At 72.6% G+C, this 17,513-nt stretch carries 12 protein-coding genes; 5 read left to right on the top strand and 7 right to left on the bottom strand.

The features are described from left to right. Positions 1-233: 233 nt before the first annotated feature. Entirely contained in the window at positions 234-1,202 is a 969-nt protein-coding gene (locus KM933_RS19205; RefSeq protein ID WP_221353798.1) for an alpha/beta hydrolase, read from the top strand. Between the two features lie 360 nt (positions 1,203-1,562). Further along, on the top strand, positions 1,563-2,069 hold the full coding sequence (locus tag KM933_RS19200) for a MarR family winged helix-turn-helix transcriptional regulator (protein WP_430727341.1): 507 nt from the start codon (positions 1,563-1,565) through the stop codon (positions 2,067-2,069). A gap of 37 nt (positions 2,070-2,106) precedes the next feature. Here the strand turns inward: KM933_RS19200 and KM933_RS19195 are convergent, their stop codons facing one another. From KM933_RS19195 to KM933_RS19185, 3 genes are all read right to left on the bottom strand, one after another. Beyond that, entirely contained in the window at positions 2,107-3,867 is a 1,761-nt protein-coding gene (locus KM933_RS19195) for a PP2C family protein-serine/threonine phosphatase (RefSeq protein WP_221353796.1), read from the bottom strand. A 229-nt stretch (positions 3,868-4,096) separates the two neighbouring features. After that, positions 4,097-4,486 (bottom strand): ATP-binding protein, encoded by a 390-nt coding sequence (locus KM933_RS19190; protein ID WP_221353837.1) that lies wholly within the window; start codon positions 4,484-4,486, stop codon positions 4,097-4,099. A 438-nt stretch (positions 4,487-4,924) separates the two neighbouring features. Then, complete coding sequence (locus KM933_RS19185; RefSeq protein ID WP_308013457.1) at positions 4,925-6,097, bottom strand: PP2C family protein-serine/threonine phosphatase; 1,173 nt, start codon at positions 6,095-6,097, stop codon at positions 4,925-4,927. 156 nt (positions 6,098-6,253) lie between these two features. Between KM933_RS19185 and KM933_RS19180 the strand changes: the two genes are divergently transcribed. Further along, positions 6,254-6,736: a MarR family winged helix-turn-helix transcriptional regulator gene (locus tag KM933_RS19180; RefSeq protein WP_308013455.1), complete on the top strand. Its 483-nt coding sequence runs from the start codon at positions 6,254-6,256 to the stop codon at positions 6,734-6,736. Positions 6,737-6,953: 217 nt separating this feature from the next. Here the strand turns inward: KM933_RS19180 and KM933_RS19175 are convergent, their stop codons facing one another. From KM933_RS19175 to KM933_RS19160, 4 genes are all read right to left on the bottom strand, one after another. Beyond that, on the bottom strand, positions 6,954-7,334 hold the full coding sequence (locus KM933_RS19175; protein ID WP_221353792.1) for an STAS domain-containing protein: 381 nt from the start codon (positions 7,332-7,334) through the stop codon (positions 6,954-6,956). A gap of 229 nt (positions 7,335-7,563) precedes the next feature. Continuing rightward, complete coding sequence (locus tag KM933_RS19170) at positions 7,564-9,975, bottom strand: SpoIIE family protein phosphatase (RefSeq protein WP_221353832.1); 2,412 nt, start codon at positions 9,973-9,975, stop codon at positions 7,564-7,566. Positions 9,976-10,246: 271 nt separating this feature from the next. Next, the gene (locus tag KM933_RS19165) at positions 10,247-14,533 is read right to left on the bottom strand and encodes a HAMP domain-containing protein (RefSeq protein ID WP_221353790.1); all 4,287 of its coding nucleotides are present in this window, start codon (positions 14,531-14,533) and stop codon (positions 10,247-10,249) included. Positions 14,534-14,868: 335 nt separating this feature from the next. Next, a complete protein-coding gene (locus KM933_RS19160; RefSeq protein WP_221353788.1) occupies positions 14,869-15,747 on the bottom strand; it encodes an RNA polymerase sigma factor SigF in 879 nt (292 codons plus the stop codon). A 416-nt stretch (positions 15,748-16,163) separates the two neighbouring features. Here KM933_RS19160 and KM933_RS19155 point away from each other — a divergent pair, with 416 nt between their 5' ends. Both KM933_RS19155 and KM933_RS19150 read left to right on the top strand, forming a co-directional pair. After that, the gene (locus KM933_RS19155) at positions 16,164-17,072 is read left to right on the top strand and encodes a SigB/SigF/SigG family RNA polymerase sigma factor (RefSeq protein WP_221353786.1); all 909 of its coding nucleotides are present in this window, start codon (positions 16,164-16,166) and stop codon (positions 17,070-17,072) included. Between the two features lie 141 nt (positions 17,073-17,213). Continuing rightward, positions 17,214-17,501, top strand: coding sequence for a DUF5133 domain-containing protein (locus tag KM933_RS19150; RefSeq protein WP_221353784.1), 288 nt, complete (start codon positions 17,214-17,216; stop codon positions 17,499-17,501). Positions 17,502-17,513 lie beyond the last annotated feature (12 nt).

The following is a 17,513-nucleotide window of genomic DNA, read 5'->3' as shown; positions in this document are numbered from 1 at the left end:
CGGCTCCGGCGGTGCTCACGGCGTACCTCCTTGTGTCCGTGCTCCGGGCCGGGGTGTTCGGCCGCTCGCCCGTACCCGGTGATCTCCACCCTATCGGCGGGCTCTCCCTATCGTATCGCGCCCTAATAAGTTGTGCACGACTAAGTCGTGAGCTACTGTAGTGGACGTGCCGCCACTCCTGGCGAAGTCCGCCGGCGGAGCGAGCCCACGGCACCAGATCCGAGGAGATCGCCATGACCGACACGACCGGCCCCCGTCCCGTCCTCGAACCCGCCGCCGCGGAGTTCGTCGAGGCGACCGCGAATCCGCCCTACCTCTTCGACCTCGGCCCCGTCGAGGGCCGCAAGACCGTCGACGAGGTGCAGTCGGGCGAGATCGCCAAACCGGACGTCGACGAGGAGTGGATCACCGTCCCCGGCGGCCCCACCGGTGAGGTCCGCACACGGATCGTCCGCCCCGCCGGAGCGACCGGCACCCTTCCGGTGCTCCTCTACATCCACGGCGCGGGCTGGGTCTTCGGCAACGCCCACACCCACGACCGCCTGGTGCGCGAACTGGCCGTCGGCACGGGCGCCGCGGTGGTCTTCCCCGAGTACTCCCTCTCGCCCGAGGTGCGCTACCCCGTCGCCATCGAGCAGAACTACACCGTCGCCCGGTGGATCGTCACCGCCGGCGCCGACCACGGCCTCGACGCCTCCCGTATCGCGGTGGCGGGCGACTCCGTCGGCGGCAACATGACCGCGGCCCTGACCCTGATGGCCAAGGAGCGCGGCGACGTCCCGCTCGTCCAGCAGGTGCTCTTCTACCCGGTCACCGACGCCTCCTTCGACACCGGCTCCTACCGTCAGTTCGCCGAGGGCTATTTCCTGCGCCGCGACGGCATGCAGTGGTTCTGGGACCAGTACACGACCGACGAGCAGCAGCGCGCCGAGATCACCGCCTCCCCGCTGCGCGCCACCACCGAGCAGCTCACCGGGCTGCCCCCGGCCCTGGTCATCACCGGTGAGGCCGACGTCCTGCGCGACGAGGGCGAGGCGTACGCCAACAAGCTCCGCGAGGCCGGCGTCCCGGTCACCGCGGTCCGCTACCAGGGCATCATCCACGACTTCGTGATGCTCAACGCCCTGGCCGGCACCCACGCGGCCCGCGCCGCCATCGGCCAGGCGATCACCGTGCTGAAGGGCGCGCTGACCACCGGCTGACCCTCCCGGCGCCGGGACGGCCCGGACCCCTCCCTCCCCGCATCACGCACGCGGGGAGGGAGGGGTCCGGGCCGTTCGTGGTTACCGGCGGTCCGGCCGTACGCGCATTGGGACCGGGCAGCCCGTGTACGGTCCGGTTCTCCGGGTAGGGCCGACGTACGTGACCACTGTCCAGGCCGGAGTTGACTGAAAGAGAAGTGCGTGTGATCACCCCCGTGCCGGATTCCCGCCGAAACCGAACGTGTCGGAGCGGATCCCCCTGTTTTCCGCCCACGGCGTCCCGCCGTCCGTCCGCGTCCACGGTTCGTGTTCCGAGAAGACGGTCACGGCGGGAGCACGTCCGGGAGCACGTCACGGCCTGTGAGCGCTGACCGCGCCATGGGGTGCGAACAGGGTCCCGGCCACCAGCCGGACACGCTCGCCGACCAGCTCCTCGACACGGTGGAGAGCCTGGTGATGCTGTGGTTCGCCGCGGCGGAGGACGCCACCCCCCGGCTGTCCACGCGCCAGCTGCTCGCGCTGCAGACCGTCCGCCGGCTGCCGGAGCTGAACCTCACCACGCTGGCCGAGCACCTGGGGATAGCCCTGCCCACCGCGAGCCGCCTGTGCGACCGCCTCGAAGCCGCGGGGCTGCTGCGCCGGACCGTCCAGCCGCACAACCGCCGTGAGGTGCAGCTCGTGGTGACCTCCCAGGGGCGCCGGCTCCTGGCGGACGTCACCGGGCGCCGGTCCCTGAGCCTCGCCGGTGTGTTCGAGGCGATGGCCCAGACCGAGCGCGACTCCCTGCGGCAGGGACTGCTCGCCTTCCACCGGGCCCGGGCCCGGACCCTCCTCCGGCAGCAGCAGCCGCCGCCACGGGACGGGTAGGACACCGGGCTCCGCCAGGTCCGTCCGGTCCGTCCGTTCAGGGGGACGGCTCGGCGGGGGGCCGTGCCGGTTCCGCCGCGCCGCCGTGCAGATGGCACAGCAGGAGGCACACGTCGTCGTCCCGCTCGGAGTCGCGCAGCAGCGGGTCCAGGAGACGGTCGGCCGAGCCGTCCAGGTCGGCTTCGAGGTCCGCGGAACGGAACGTCTCCAGTGCCGCGGCCAGACGTCGGATGCCGGGGTCTATGCCCTGGGCGCGCCGCTCGACCAGGCCGTCCGTGTAGAGCGCCAGGGTCGAACCGGGCGTGAGGGTCACGTGGTGGTCCCGGATCCGCTGCTCCAGCGGGATACCGAGCATGGCGCCGGGCTTGGCGTCGAGCGTGTGCACCCGTCCGTCGGGGGTGCGCAGCACGGGCGGCGGGTGGCCCGCGGCGGCCCAGGTGAGGGTCGGGTCGTCGGGGTGGAAACGCGCGATGACGGCCGTGGCGTACAGGTCGGGCTGCAGGTGGTGCAGGAAGATGTGCAGCCGCGTGAGGAGCTGGCCCGGGGTGCCCCCGTCGACGGCGTAGGCACGCAGCGCGGTGCGCAGCTGGCCCATCATGACGGCGGCGCGCAGCCCGTGTCCCGTCACGTCACCGACGACGGTGATCAGGCTGCCGTCGGGCTGACGGAAGGCGTCGTACCAGTCGCCGCCGATGTTCAGGCCGCGGGTGGCCGGCAGGTAGCGGGCGGCCAGGCGCAGCCCCGGGGTGGCGGGCAGGTCCGTGAGCAGCGCCCGCTGCAGCGTCTCGGCGATGTCGCGGTTGTGCTCGAAGCGCCGGGCGTTGTCCAGCGCGACACCGGCCCGGCGGGTGAGCTCGATCAGCATCACGGCGTCGTCGGCGTTCCACCGCTCTCCCGGCGGTTCGAGGATCAGGACGCCCAGCGGTGTCCGGTGCGTCGACAGCGGGATGCACAGCAGGGGCACCTCGGGACGCTGCGCCGGGGGAGGCCGGTCGTCCACGCCGGGCAGGCCGCCCGGATGGTCGGCGGCGTACTGCGGGCGTCCGCTGCGGGCCGCGGCCACCGCGGCCGCCGGACGGGAGGCGTTCGGCGGTTCGTCCTCCTCCTCCTCATCAAGGAGCCAGACGTCGACACCGCGCGCGTACTCCGGGACCAGCAGGCCCTGCAGCCGGCGGACGATCTCGTCGTGGTTGAGGGAGGCCGTCAGCACGGCGCTGGCGTCGGCCAGGAAGGTCAGCCTGCGGCGGGCCGTCTCCGCCTCGGTCCGTGCCGCGCGCTCGGCGGCGTAGAGGTCGCGCTGGGCCCGGCCGGCCGCGTCCAGCTCGGCGTGCAGCGCCAGGACGCCCTGGTTCGTCTGGTCGAGCTCCTCCCGGTGGGAGACGACCAACTCCTCCTGTTCTCCGAGTTTCTCCAGCACCAGGGCCGTGTCCTCGTCGGCGCCCAGCAGCCCTTCGGCCAGCGTCCCGGGGTCGTCCGCCACCGGCCCGGTGTCCGGTGCGTCCGTGTCCCCGGCGCAGGCCACCGCCAGCCACCACGGCTGCTGCGGCTCGGTGTCCGCGTCGCCGCACGCGGTCACGGTGACCCGCAGCAGCCCGTCCGCGGCCGTGGACGGGGCCGCTTCCAGGTCCAGCCGCCAGGTGCCGCCCTTGGTGAGGCACTGCCGCAGCTGCACACTGAGGGCGGCCGCCAGCCGGCTCCGCTCCACGGCGGGCACGCCGTACGCGGCCGCCATGCGTGTCGTGCCGATACGCGCCCGCGCGGCGTCGACGACGGTCGTGATGTGCCAGGTACGAGTCATGGTGTGCGGTCCGACGGGGTGGGGGCCGGTACGGCGGAGTCGTACCGTACGGGCCGGGCGGAGCTGCTCGCGTCACGCGCCGTCGTGGCGGCGGCCGCAGCCGGGTCGGGGGACGCGGGGCGCGCGTCGGGGGACGGGGCACGGTCGGGACCGGCCGGACGCTCCGCCGCGGTCCCGGTGCCTCGGGTGCGCGCCGTCCCGCGCGCGGGCACGTCCCGGACGCGCGGCATCACGGCGCCCCGCGCGGCGGTGTCGCGGCCCAGCTGGCCACCGTGACCCTGGTGCCCGTCCCGGCCGCGCTCTCGACGGAGAACTCGTGCACCAGGCGCCGGGTGCCGCCCAGCCCGATCCCCAGGCCGCCCCCGGAGGGACGACCGGCCCCGAGGGAGCCCCGGTCCGGGTCCGGGATGCCCGGACCCTCGTCGGCGAAGACGAGACGCAGCCCCCGTACGCGTCCGCTCGTCAGGCAGGTGGACTCCACGACTCCGCCTCCGCCGTGCACCAGGGTGTTGCGGGCCAGCTCGCTCGCCGCAGTGACCAGTCTGGTCTGCTCCACCAGGCCGAAACCGAGCTGTGCCGCCGTCCGCCGGACATGCTGCCGTACCCACACCAGATCCATGTCCGAACGGATCGGCAGACATGCGTCGGCACAGTCGGCGGGCTGCGTCACGGACTCCTCCCGGCGTGTCCCGCCGGGGCGGGGCGGCGGGGGATTCCCGACCGGGAGGGGAAGGCTGGATGCGCTGATGGGTCACCACGCACCCGCGCCGCGGGACACCGGACGCACGGTGCCCGGGCGCCGCCGCGCGACCGGCCGCCGAACATCCGGGGCGACGCCCTCCGCGTTCCCCGACCGCACCCCCGCGGGCGCGGGGAACGCGTGCTGTCCTGCCGCTTCGTCCTCCGGCACCTGCTTCTCCCCTCACGTGCTGCGTGTCGCCCCGGGCTCGCCAGGGACGGCGGAACAGCGGCAAACCGTTGCCGGACGACAACTGTATCCATGATCCAGGCCGGCCCGGCACCGCGTCCGGCGGGGGCGTGTGCGGCCGGCCGGGACTCACGGCGCCGGAGGTCCTCCGAACCAGTCGAGGCAGGCGACCAGGGCGTCGTCGTCCGGCTCGGGGCCGCCGCGGTGCCCGGTCAGCTCCCGCAGCACCGCCCCGGGGACCTCGGCCGCGGGCACCAGCCTCGTGGAGGAGACGGCGCGGGCCAGCGCGCGTTCGCCGTACGTCTCGCCGCCCGGCGCCGCCACCGCGTGGACCCCGTCGCTGACGAAGACGAGCCGGTCGCCGGGCTCGACGGTGAACTCCTGGGCGAAGTAGTCGGTCTCCTCGAACATGCCCAGCGGGAGCTGTGCCTCGAAGCCGACCGTCGTGACGGTCCGGTCGCGCAGGCGCAGCATCTGCGGTGAGCCGGCGTCGACGACCTGCAGGCGCCCGGTGGACAGTTCGAGGTCCAGCATCAGCACGGACAGATGGGCGTCGCCGCGGTAGTGGGCGTACACCGCCTGGTCCGCCAGGGCCGCCTGGTCCGCGAGGCAGAGGCCCGCCCTGCGCGCGTTGCGCAGCGCGTTGACGCCCAGGCTGGTCAGCAGCGCCGCCTCGATGCCCTCGCCCATGCCGTTGGTGATGTACAGCATCAGGTGGTCCGAGGTGGCGCACCAGTCGAAGTTGTCGCCGAAGACCGCGTAGGCGGGCTCCAGCTGGGCGCCGAGCGCGTACTCGGGCCGGGCACAGGCGCGGGCGGGCAGCAGCTGCCACTGCATCTCCGCCGCCAGGGTGAGCCGGTCCTTGCGCCGCGCCTGCAGGTACAGGTCGGTGTCGCGCTCGGCGACGACCACCTCGTGGCCCAGCACCTCCGCCACCTCGGCCAGCTCGGCCGAGCAGTCGGCGGCCGTGTCCGCCGAGGGCATGGTGACGGACAGGATGCCCAGCCGGTCGCCGCGCACGGTGACGGGCAGGTGGACGCGTACCGCGCCGCCGGGGCGGTCCTCGCGGACCGCCTCCTGGGCCCCGAAGGCCCGGCCGGCCGGACCGGTGTGTATGGGCAGGGGAGGCAGGGTGAACGGCAGGGTGGAGACGGGCTGCAGCAGGGTCAGTCCGTAGTCGGCCATGAAGAGTTCGACCTCCTCGGCCGCGTACTGGCTGCGCAGCACGTCCCGGACCGCGTCCAGCAGCCGGTGCGGAGCGGCGGAGCGCAGTGCCCGCTCGGCCGCCACGAATCTGTTCACCAAGTCGGTTACGCCACTCTCTCCGCGTCGTCGGCCGGACGTCCGCGCCCTTGGGCGCGCGATGCCGGGCATTTTTCCTGGTCCGGGCAGCCGGGGGGCGCGGGCGGCCCCGGTCGGTGAGCTGACACCGCCGCGGAACCCTGCGAGAGTGTCACCGTGACTTCCTCCTCCGCAGGCCCGCAGCCGTACGAAGTGGCGCGTGTGACCTCGCAGGCGGCGGAACTGCTGGAGGTCCTGTGGGGGCGTGCCTCGACGGCGCCCGTCTCGGCGTCCCAGCTGCGGGTGCTGTTCATCCTGGAGCACAACGAGGGCATCAACCTGCGCACGCTCGCCGACGCCCTGGGATCCACGCCGCCGTCCACCAGCCGGCTGTGCGACCGCCTCCAGGCCGTGGGGTTCGTCGAGCGCCGGCCCGGTGCGACGAGCCGCCGCGAACTGCGGCTGTACCTCAGCCGCCGCGGGAGCGTGTTCCTCGACGACCTCAGGGCCCGCCGCGAGCGGGCGCTGCAGTCCGTGCTGGAGCAGATGCCGGCCGCGCGCAGGACCCAGCTGCTGCAGGGTCTGGTGGCGTTCTGCGCCGCCGCGGCCGAGGAGATCCACGACGAGGACGGCACGGTCGCGGACGCCAGGCCGGCCTGACCGTCACGGCGTCCGCGGCGGGACACCGCCGTCCGCGCGTCCCCGCGCGCGACGTGCGCGGCGCGAGAGTCCGTTCTCGTCCCCAGGTGCATACCGGATCCCTCCCACGCCTCGGCGCTGCTCACTTTCTTGCTTCGGTCCACTGTTGTCAAATGGCAACTGTCGGGCATGGGTCCGCTCCGCCGTCCCCGCGGGTGGCGGAGCTCGTCGAACGGGGTCAGACGGAACCGGCCTGCTGCTTGTCCACCAGGGCGAGCGCGTCCTCGACGCCGTCCGACACCGGCACGGTGATGCTCACCCCGGTGAGGTCGAGGATCCTCCGCACGGCCGGTGTCGGCGAGATGATGTGCACGCTCCCGCCGAGTTCCCGGGTCTGCTGGTACGCCCTGATGATGATGTTCATACCGGACGAGTCCATGAAGGGAACGGCCGTGAGGTCCAGCAGGAAGTGGCGGCGGCCGTGCTGGAACTGGTTGGCCAGGTGGTGCTGGAGTCCGGTCGCGGTATCGATGTCCAGATGGCCTTCCACCGTGAGCAGGACGACGTCCTCGCGAGGCAGGGACACCTCGACGGACAACGGGTTCTGGGCTACGGACACGAGTACCTCCCACAAAGCGCCAATGGTGAGGGCCAGCTACCCCCGTACGCGGATTCGATGCCGGTGTCGCCGGTCGCGCGACGTGATCAAGCTCTCGTCGGCGTCGCCTCCCGTCGGCGGGTCCGTGACTGCCGTCGTCCACGCTCGCGCAAGTACCCCGGCATCCGTCTCTTATGCGGACATTTCCTCGGCCGCCCCTGTGACAGGCAAGTCCTGCGACAGACAGGACCTACGACACCCGGATACCGATGATGCAGGTGTCGTCGTCGGTGTCCGACCTGCTGTAGGTGAGGAGCCGGTCCAGCTGCTGGTCGAGCGTGCACGGCGCCGCCCGGACCGTGGTGAGCAACTGGGTCATGGACTCCTCCATGGTGCGGTCCCGGCGCTCGATCAGACCGTCCGTGTACATCAGCAGCGTGTCGCCCACCGCCAGCTGCACCTCGTCCTCGCCGTACGCCACCTCGGGCACGGCGCCCAGCAGCAGACCCTTCACGAGCGGCAGCGACACCGCCTCCGCGTCCCGGACCAGCACCGGCGGCAGATGACCCGCCCTGGCCCAGCGCAGCGTACGGTTCGACGGGTCGTAGATGCCGCAGACCGCCGTGGCCGTGATCGAACCCGTCAGGTGGTGCGCCACGCTGTTCAGCCAGGACAGCAGCTGGCCGGGGCCCGCGCCCGTCACGGCCAGCCCCCGCAGGGCGTTGCGCAGCACGACCATGCTCGTCGCCGCCTCTATGCCGTGGCCCGCCACGTCCCCCACGCACAGCAGCACGAGGCCGGACGGCAGGAGGACCGCGTCGTACCAGTCGCCCCCCACCAGCTGCTCGGTCTCGGCGGGCCGGTAGCGCACGGCCACGTCGAGCCGGGGGACCCGCAGGGGCGTCTGGGTCGGGGGCATGATGGCGTGCTGCAGCTGCAGCGTCAGCCGGTTGTGCTCGGCCGCCTGCTGCTCGGAGTGGGCGAGCTGGTCGCGCGTGGCGGCCAGCGCGACCTCCGTCCAGTGCTGGGCCGAGATGTCCTGGTAGGCGCCGCGCAGCACGAACGGCCTGCCGTCGGCGTCGAGCACCGGCTCCGCCACCACCCGGATGTGGCGGGTCACCTCGTCGGGGCGCTGGAGCCGGAACGCGGCGGACGCCGCCCGCCGGTGGTGGAGCAGGGTGCGCAGGAACCGGCCGATGACGACCGCGTCGTCCGGATGCGCGTGCAGGGCCAGTTCCTCCAGCGGCACCGGCCCGCTCGACGGCTGCCTCCCGTACAGGCTGAAGAGCTGGCCGTTCCAGGTGATCTCACCCGTGAGCAGGTTCTCCTCGAAGCCGCCGATGCGGCCCAGCCGCTGGGCGTGCTGGAGCAGGCTCGCCAGCCGCGCCGTCTCGTCCTCGACACGCCACAGGAGCAGCACGCTGTTGCCGTGGCGGCTGATGCTGATGTCGGCCACCGCCGCCAGCGGCACCTGGTCGACGAGGGCCGTGAGGTTCATGCGCTGCGCCCGGAACGGCTCCCCGGTGGCGTAGACGCGTTCGACCCGCTGGAAGAGCTCGCTCTCCCCGGCGGCCATCGGGTAGGCCTCCAGCAGCAGGGCCCCGTTGATGAGCCCGCGCGGCCGGCCGGCCGGGTCGAGGAAGCGGCTGTTGACGTGGTGGATGTGGAAGTCCACGAGCCGGCCGCCGTCCAGGTACGGGACGAGGACCAGCGCGGGGTCGTGCAGCCCGTCGGCCAGGTCCACCAGTTCGGCGGCGTCCGGCAGGACACGGGGCGCGGCGGCCGCGGCGTCGCCGCCGTGGACGGACGCGTACGTCTCCAGGGTGTGGGCGCACAGCTCCGCCAGCGCCTCGACCTGGCGCACGACCTGGGGCGACTGCGGTGGCAGGGGAGTGGCCCACACGACTTCGAGAACGCCGTGGACGCGCCCCCCGGTGCCGGCCGGAAGGGCGGCCCTTCCCCCCTCGGGGAACTGCTGCTGGCCGATGGAGGGGAGACCGGTCCCGGCGAGGGAGGTGATCCACTGCCCCGCACGCTCGGTGAGGCTCGTGCGGGCCACCGTCGTCACCCCGGGGGGCACGTAGTGCCAGCGTCCCGCCTCGGCCGGCGGGAACCCGGCGCAGCCCGCCAGCGCGAGGGAGCCGTCGGACCGCGCGCTCCAGATGGCCACGGCCACCGCGCCGAGCGGGGTCAGCGCGTGCTGGAACAGGGAATCGGCGACGGCCTGGGTGTCGGGCGCCGCCAGCGCGCCGCTCTCCGCCTCCCGCAGCCGCACGGCGGCCGAACGCTCCTCCTCCGCACGGGCCGCGGCCGCGGACGCCGCGGCGGCCTCCTCGTCCCGCGCGCCGGCCAGGAAGGCGCCGGTCACCTCCGACAGCCGGTCGCGGGCGGACTGGTTGATGACGTCGACGGCGAGTTCGAGCGGTGACACCTTGGCCTGTGCGGCGAGTTCGGCGAGCTGGCGGGCGGCCTGGGCGGGCCCGCACCCCAGCCGCTCGACCAGGATGCCCTTGGCCAGCTCGACCAGCGCGCGCCCGTCGGCCTCGGCCTGCGCCGCCCGCACCTCGCGGCGCAGCCGCTCCACCGTGGCGGCGAGCCGGCCCACCGGATAGCGGGCGTCCAGGGTGTTCCGCCCGTCGGCCGGCGGGTCGTCGGCGTCCACCGGGACCCCGGCACCGGTGCCGGCGGTGGTCTCGGCGACGGCACCGGGGACGTCGGTACCGGCCTCGGTGTCGTCCCCCGCGACCGGTTCGCCGCTCGGCCGCTGCTGTTCGGAAAGGCTCNCGGTGTCGTCCCCCGCGACCGGTTCGCCGCTCGGCCGCTGCTGTTCGGAAAGGCTCACGATGCGATTGCTCCTCGGCTGGAATGCCCACGGGGGGCGGGGCGCGGGGACGGCGCCCGGCCGGCGCTCGCGCACGGCCGGACGCGGTCTCTCACGCGGGCAGCCAGCGGCGGACGCAGGCGATGAGGTCGTCGGTGTCGACCGGCTTGGTGACGTAGTCACTGGCACCGGAGGCGAGGCTCTTCTCCCGGTCGCCGGGCATCGCCTTCGCGGTGACGGCGATGATGGGGAGCTGCGCGTACCGGGGCATCTTGCGGATCTCGGCCGTCGCCGCGTAGCCGTCCATCTCGGGCATCATCACGTCCATCAGGACGAGCGCGATGTCGGGGTGGTTGACCAGCGTCTCGATGCCCTTGCGGCCGTTGTCCGCGTGCAGCACGTGGAACCCCTGGAGCTCCAGGATCCCGCTGAGCGCGAAGAGGTTGCGCGCGTCGTCGTCGACCACCAGGACCGTACGGCCGAGGAAGGCGTCCTCGACGGTCCTCGGCGCGGCGGACTGCGGCTCCTCCGCGCGGGCCAGGGACGGTACGTCCCCCAGCTCCTCGGCGGACAGGTGCAGGGCGATGCGCTCCCGCAGCTCGTCCAGGCTGGACAGGAACTCCAGGGCGCGGGTGCCGGAGCGGGCCTGCAGCGCCTGTTCCTGGGCCAGGTCCGCGCGGTGGCCGCTGTGGACGAGCACCGGGACGTTCACGAGCGCCGAGTCGCCCTGCATCGCGTCCAGGAAGCGCGGCGCCTCGCCGCCCGGCATGCCGAGTTCGAGCACGACGCAGTGGCAGGGCCCCGCGGCCAGCGCGCTCGCCGCCTCGTGTGCCCCGGAGGCGGTGATGACGTCGACGGTGCCGCGCGGGTCACCGGCGTCCTGGCCGCGGGTGACGTCCGAGACGGCGCTCTCCGCGACGAGGGTCAGCAGTCCGCGCTGCCGCTCCTCGACGACCAGCAGCCGGCGCCGCTGCCGCTTGGCGGAGGCGGCCGGGGCGACCGGGCCCGGGCCAGGGGCGCTCGCCTCAGCCTCCTCGGAAGGGGCCCGGCCGGGCGCGGCCTCCAGGGCGCGGTCGTCGATCACCAGGTTCTCGAAGTCGGGGCGTGCCACGGGCAGGAACAGGGTGAAGGTACTGCCCTGCCCCGGTGTGCTGTCGACGGTGACGGCGCCGCCGAGCAGGTGCGCGATCTCCCGGGTGATGGACAGCCCCAGACCCGTGCCGCCGTACTTGCGGCTCGTCGTCCCGTCCGCCTGCTGGAACGCTCCGAAGATCGTCTCCAGATGCTGCTCCGGGATCCCGATCCCGGTGTCCTGCACCCGGAAGGCGACGATGGTGCCGCCGCGGTACACACCGGCGGGCACCTCGTGGTCGGCGGCCGGCTCGATGCGCAGCTCGACACCGCCCTGCTCGGTGAACTTGACCGCGTTCGACAGCAGGTTGCGCAGGACCTGACGCAGCCGGGAGTCGTCGGTCAGCAGGTCGGCGGGCGCGCCGGGCGCCGTGCGGACGGTGAAGTCCAGGCTCTTCTGCGTCGTCATCGGCCGGAAGGTGGCCTCCACGTACTCCAGGAGCTGGCGCAGCGGGACGACCTCGGGACTGACGTCCATCTTCCCCGCCTCGACCTTCGACAGGTCGAGGATGTCGTTGATGAGCTGGAGCAGGTCGGAGCCCGCCGAGTGGATGATGCCCGCGTACTCGACCTGCTTCGGGGTGAGGTTGCGGGACGGGTTCTGGGCCAGGAGCTGGGCGAGGATCAGCAGGCTGTTCAGGGGTGTGCGCAGCTCGTGGCTCATGTTCGCCAGGAACTCCGACTTGTACTTGGAGGCCAGCGACAGCTGCTGCGCCCGGGTCTCCAGTTCCTGCCTGGCCTGCTCGATCTGCAGGTTCTTCGCCTCGATGTCGCTGTTCTGCGCGGCCAGCAGGGATGCCTTGTCCTCCAGCTCCTCGTTCGACCGCTGCAGTTCGTCCTGCTGGACCTGCAACTCCTCGGAGCGGGCCTGGAGCTCGGCGGTCAGCCGCTGGGACTCGTCGAGCAGCTCGTCGGTCCGGGCGTTGGCCACGATGGTGTTGACGTTGACGCCGATGGTCTCCATCAGCTGTCCCAGGAAGTCCAGGTGGATCTGGGTGAAGCGGGTGACCGAGGCCAGCTCGATGACGCCGAGCACCTGGTCCTCGACCACGATGGGCAGCACCACCAGGGCGGTCGGCACCGTGTGGCCGAGCCCCGAGGAGATGGACACGTAGTTCGGCGGCAGTTCGTCGACCTTGATGGCGCGGCGGCTGCGCGCGGCCTGCCCGACCAGCGAGCGGCCGAAGGGGATGCTCCGGGGCCGCCCCTCCTCGTCGGGCCAGCCGTACGAGCCCACGAGCCGCAGCCGGCTGCCGCCCGCGCTCTCCTCCGCGAGGTAGAACGCCCCGTACTGGGCCGAGGCGAGGGGCGCGAGCTCGTCCATGATGAGCTCGGCCACCACGGCCAGGTCCCGGTGCCCCTGCATCAGGCCGGAGACCCGCGCGAGGTTGGTCTTGAGCCAGTCCTGCTCCTGGTTGGCCCGCGTGGTCTCGCGCAGGGACTCCACCATGGAGTTGATGTTGTCCTTGAGCTCGGCGACCTCGCCGGAGGCCTCGACGGTGATCGAGCGGGTCAGGTCGCCCTCGGCGACGGCGCTGGCGACCTCGGCGATCGCGCGCACCTGCCGTGTCAGGTTCCCCGCGAGCTCGTTGACGTTCTCCGTCAGGCGCTTCCAGGTGCCGGACACGCCCTCCACCTCGGCCTGGCCGCCGAGCCGCCCCTCGCTGCCGACCTCGCGGGCGACGCGGGTGACCTCGGCGGCGAACGCGGAGAGCTGGTCGACCATCGTGTTGATGGTGGTCTTGAGTTCGAGGATCTCGCCGCGGGCGTCCACGTCGATCTTCTTGGACAGGTCGCCCTTGGCCACCGCCGTCGTCACGAGCGCGATGTTGCGCACCTGGCCGGTGAGGTTGTTGGCCATCGAGTTGACGTTGTCGGTGAGGTCCTTCCAGGTGCCCGCGACGTTCGGCACCTGGGCCTGGCCGCCGAGGCGCCCCTCGGTGCCGACCTCGCGGGCGACGCGGGTGACCTCGTCGGCGAACGCGGACAGCGTGTCGACCATCGTGTTGATGACGTCCGCGAGGGCGGCCACCTCGCCCTTGGCCTCGACGGTGATCTTCTGCGAGAGGTCGCCGCGGGCGACGGCCGTGGCGACCTGGGCGATCGAGCGGACCTGGCCCGTCAGGTTCGACGCCATCACGTTGACGTTGTCGGTGAGGTCCTTCCAGGTGCCCGAGACACCGCGGACGGTGGCCTGCCCGCCCAGGTTGCCGGCCGTGCCGACCTCGCGGGCCACACGGGTCACCTCGTCGGCGAAGGCGGACAGCTGGTCCACCATCGTGTTGAGGGTCTCCTTCAGGGCGAGGATCTCGCCGCGGGCGTCCACGGTGATCTTCTGCGAGAGGTCGCCCCTGGCCACCGCGGTCGCCACCTGGGCGACGTTGCGGACCTGCGCGGTGAGGTTGCCCGCCATGAAGTTCACGGAGTCGGTCAGGTCGCGCCAGGTGCCCTTGACGCCCTTGACGTCCGCCTGGCCGCCGAGCCGTCCCTCGGTGCCGACCTCGCGGGCGACGCGGGTGACCTCGTCGGCGAAGGCGGACAGCTGGTCGACCATCGTGTTGATGGTGTTCTTGAGTTCGAGGATCTCGCCGCGGGCGTCCACGGTGATCTTCTGCGAGAGGTCGCCCTTGGCCACCGCGGTCGTCACCTGGGCGACGTTGCGGACCTGCGCGGTGAGGTTGCCCGCCATCAGGTTCACGGAGTCGGTCAGGTCGCGCCAGACCCCGCCGACGCCGGGCACCTGGGCCTGGCCGCCGAGCCGTCCCTCGCTGCCGACCTCGCGGGCGACGCGGGTGACCTCGTCGGCGAAGGCGGACAGCTGGTCGACCATCGTGTTGACGGTCTCCTTGAGCTGGAGGATCTCGCCCCGCGCCGGAACGTCGATCTTCTGGGACAGGTCGCCCTTGGCCACCGCGGTCGCCACCTGCGCGATGTCGCGGACCTGTGTCGTGAGGTTGCCCGACATGGCGTTGACCGAGTCGGTGAGGTCGGCCCAGGTGCCGGAGACCCCCGGCACCTCGGCCTGGCCGCCGAGGGTGCCCTCGGTGCCCACCTCGCGCGCGACCCGGGTCACCTCGGAGGTGAACACGGACAGCTGGTCGACCATGCCGTTGAAGACGGTGGCGATGTCGCCGAGGAGACCGTCCCCGTCGTCCGGCAGACGTGTGCCGAAGTCGCCGTCCCGCACCGCCGTCAGGCCGGCCAACAGCTGCCGCAGCTCCTGGTCGCCCGGCATGCGGTCGACGGTCTCGGTCGTCTGGCTGGTCATGCGCACCCTCGTTCCATGCCTCTCGGGTCCCTCGGGGAAAGGGACTCGGAACTCCAGGCCCACTGCCGGACCACCCTCGCCGGACGTCTTGCCGCAGGGGGCCGCCCACGAGGAAATACGCCGCAGGCTAACCCGTGAGTGAGGTTGTGAACAAAGTGTGGTGCCAAAAAGGCCCACCCCGTCAACACCGTGACCCCGGCGGGGACACGGCAGGGCCGGGGAACACGAGTGAGTCCGCCACCGCGGTCCGGCGAGCGGGGGCTCGGGGGACCGCGGTGGCGGACTGGCGGACCGGCGCGGGGGGAGGCGCCGGTCAGGTGGGACGGATGGGCGCGTCAGGCCACCGAGGGGTCGAGCAGACCGGCGCGGAGCCGCTTGATGATGCGGCTGATCAGACGCGACACGTGCATCTGGGAGATGCCGAGGATCTCGCCGATCTCCGCCTGGGTGCGCTCCTCGACGAACCGCAGGTGGATGATGCGGCGCTCGCGCTCGTCGAGTTCGGCGACGAGGGGCGCCAGGGAGTTCAGGTCCTCCACGAGCTCCAGCGAGTGGTCGTCCTCACCGATGAAGTCGGCCAGGACGGACTCGCCGTGCGAGCCGTTGTCGGGGGACAGGGCCGCGTCGAGCGACGAGGAGTTGTAGCAGTTCGCCGCCTTGCGGGCCTCGATGACCTCCGCCTCGGGCAGCGACATGAGCTGCGACAGCTCACGCGTGGTGGGAGTGCGCCCGAGGCGGGTCCGCAGCTCCTCCGTGGCCTTCGCCAGCTCGACGCGGGCCTCCTGGAGGCGGCGCGGCACGTGGACGGCCCAGCTCGTGTCACGGAAGAACCGCTTGATCTCGCCGACGATGTAGGGGACGGCGAAGGAGGTGAACTCCACCTCGCGCGACAGCTCGAACCGGTCGATGGCCTTGATGAGCCCGATGGTGCCGACCTGGACGATGTCCTCCATCGAGTCGCCCCGGCCGCGGAACCGGGAGGCCGCGTACCGGACGAGGGACAGGTTCATCTCGATGAGGGTGTTGCGCGCGTACTGGTACTCGTGGGTTCCCTCTTCGAGTACCGCGAGGCGGTCGAAGAACTGCCGGGACAGCTCCCGCGCGTCCTTCGGCTTGACGCGCGACGGGTCCTCGATGAGAGGCAGTTCCGTCTCGTCCGTCGTCCGGGTCCCCTGCGCCGTGGCCGTTGCCCCGCCTGCCGTCACGGCTGTCATGCCGTCCACCCCACTCACCGTCGCTGTTGATGACATCGGCCGTCTTCCCCGCTTCCCGGGGCTCATGCCACCCAATTCTGGAAGAGATCGAAGCCCCATGTTATCCGGCCGAAAGTCGGTGCTCGAAGCCCTCTGGCGCGTGGTCACCGACGCCCCGCGGCACCCGTGGAGTGCACGCAGGCACGCGGGGGCGGGTCTGTGAACCGGTTCGGGCAGAGGGGCGGAAGGGCCTCGCGACGCTGATTTTGAGTCGAGGTGTTTTGCCACGGAAAGCCAGGGCAATCGGAGTTCGTGCTTCGGACCGGAGGCACGCCCGCAGGAGTCGGCCCGGCCGACCGCGGTGGCCCTCCGGCGTCCCCGGAAGCCCGCCCCTGCGGCACCCCCCTCGCAAGCCATTTGTTCAGGAGCGAATCCGCATGCGTATCGACTTGTCGACAAGCCGCCTCGAAGAATACGCACCCGCCGAGGCGAAGGCTGTGCCCGCCGAACCGGCCCCGCCCGTCCGGGCCCCCTCGGCGCGGCATCCGCACGACGACGCACCTGACTCGGCGACCGACTTCGCGCGGCTGGCCGCGATGGAGGCGGGCCCCGAGCGGGACGCCGTCCGCGACGAGTTGGTGACGGCCTGGCTGCCCATGGCCCACCGCATCGCCGGCCGGTTCCGCGACCGAGGCGAGAACATAGAGGACCTGCGCCAGGTCGCGGCCGTCGGACTGGTGAAGGCGATCGACCGCTTCGACCCCTCCCGCGGGGCCTTCGAGAGTTATGCCGTCCCCACCATCACCGGTGAGGTCAAGCGCCACTTCCGTGACCGCATGTGGGCACTGCGGGTGCCGCGCCGGGTGCAGGAGCTGCGCAACAAGGTGCGGATCGCCCGCAGGGAACTCACGCAGAACCCCGGCGCCCCCGAGCCGACGGCGGCCGAGATCGCGGCCCACACCGGTCTGACGGAGGACGAGGTCGCCGCCGGCATGGAGGCGATGGAGAGCTTCAGCACGCTGTCCCTGGACGCCGAACTGTCCTCCGCGGACGACAACTACAGCCTCGCGGACACCCTGGGCGACCCCGACTCCTCCTTCGACGTGGTCCTCGACCGGGAGGCGGCGAAGGAGGGCCTGCGCCGGCTGCCGGAGCGCGAGCGGAACATCCTGTACATGCGCTTCTTCGAGGACATGACGCAGAACCGCATAGCCGACAAGCTCGGCATCTCCCAGATGCACGTCTCGCGCCTGATCACCCGCAGCTGCGCACGGGTCAGGGAAGAGGCGCTGGGCGCACGGCCGCGCACCGGCCGCGACACCGGCGGCCGGGCGGGCGGCGCCTGACGCGGTCCGGCGTTCCCGGGGCCGTGCACGGCCCGCCCGCCGCCGTGTCCCGCACCGTCACCCCCACCACCTTTCACGGACCCGCGGTGACCCCCTCGGTCACGTCGTCCACGTCGTCCACGTCATCAAGGAGCAAGCCAGATGCTGATGCCCCACCCCGCGACCCTGCGCAAGCTCGTGGAGGAGTACGAGGCGATCACCGCACACCGGGCCGGGAGCGGCGCGGCGAAGCCGGACCAGCGGGCGCAGGACCTGGAGTACACGCTCTGCGTGTCGACCGGGACGCGTGACGTGCGGTCCGCGCTGGAGGTGGCGCGCCGCCGGCTGGCCGCGGCGCAGCAGCCGGTGGTGCGGATGCCCCTGCGGCGCCCCACCGGCACCGTGCCGGCCGGGACCGGGACCCATGACGAGGGCGAGGTCGTGGCCTAGTCCACCCCTGCG

The organism is Streptomyces beigongshangae, assembly GCF_019710745.1.
Taxonomy (GTDB): Bacteria; Actinomycetota; Actinomycetes; order Streptomycetales; family Streptomycetaceae; genus Streptomyces; species Streptomyces beigongshangae.
Note: the sequence above shows the minus strand (reverse complement) of the source record. Positions and strands in the feature narration are given on the sequence as shown.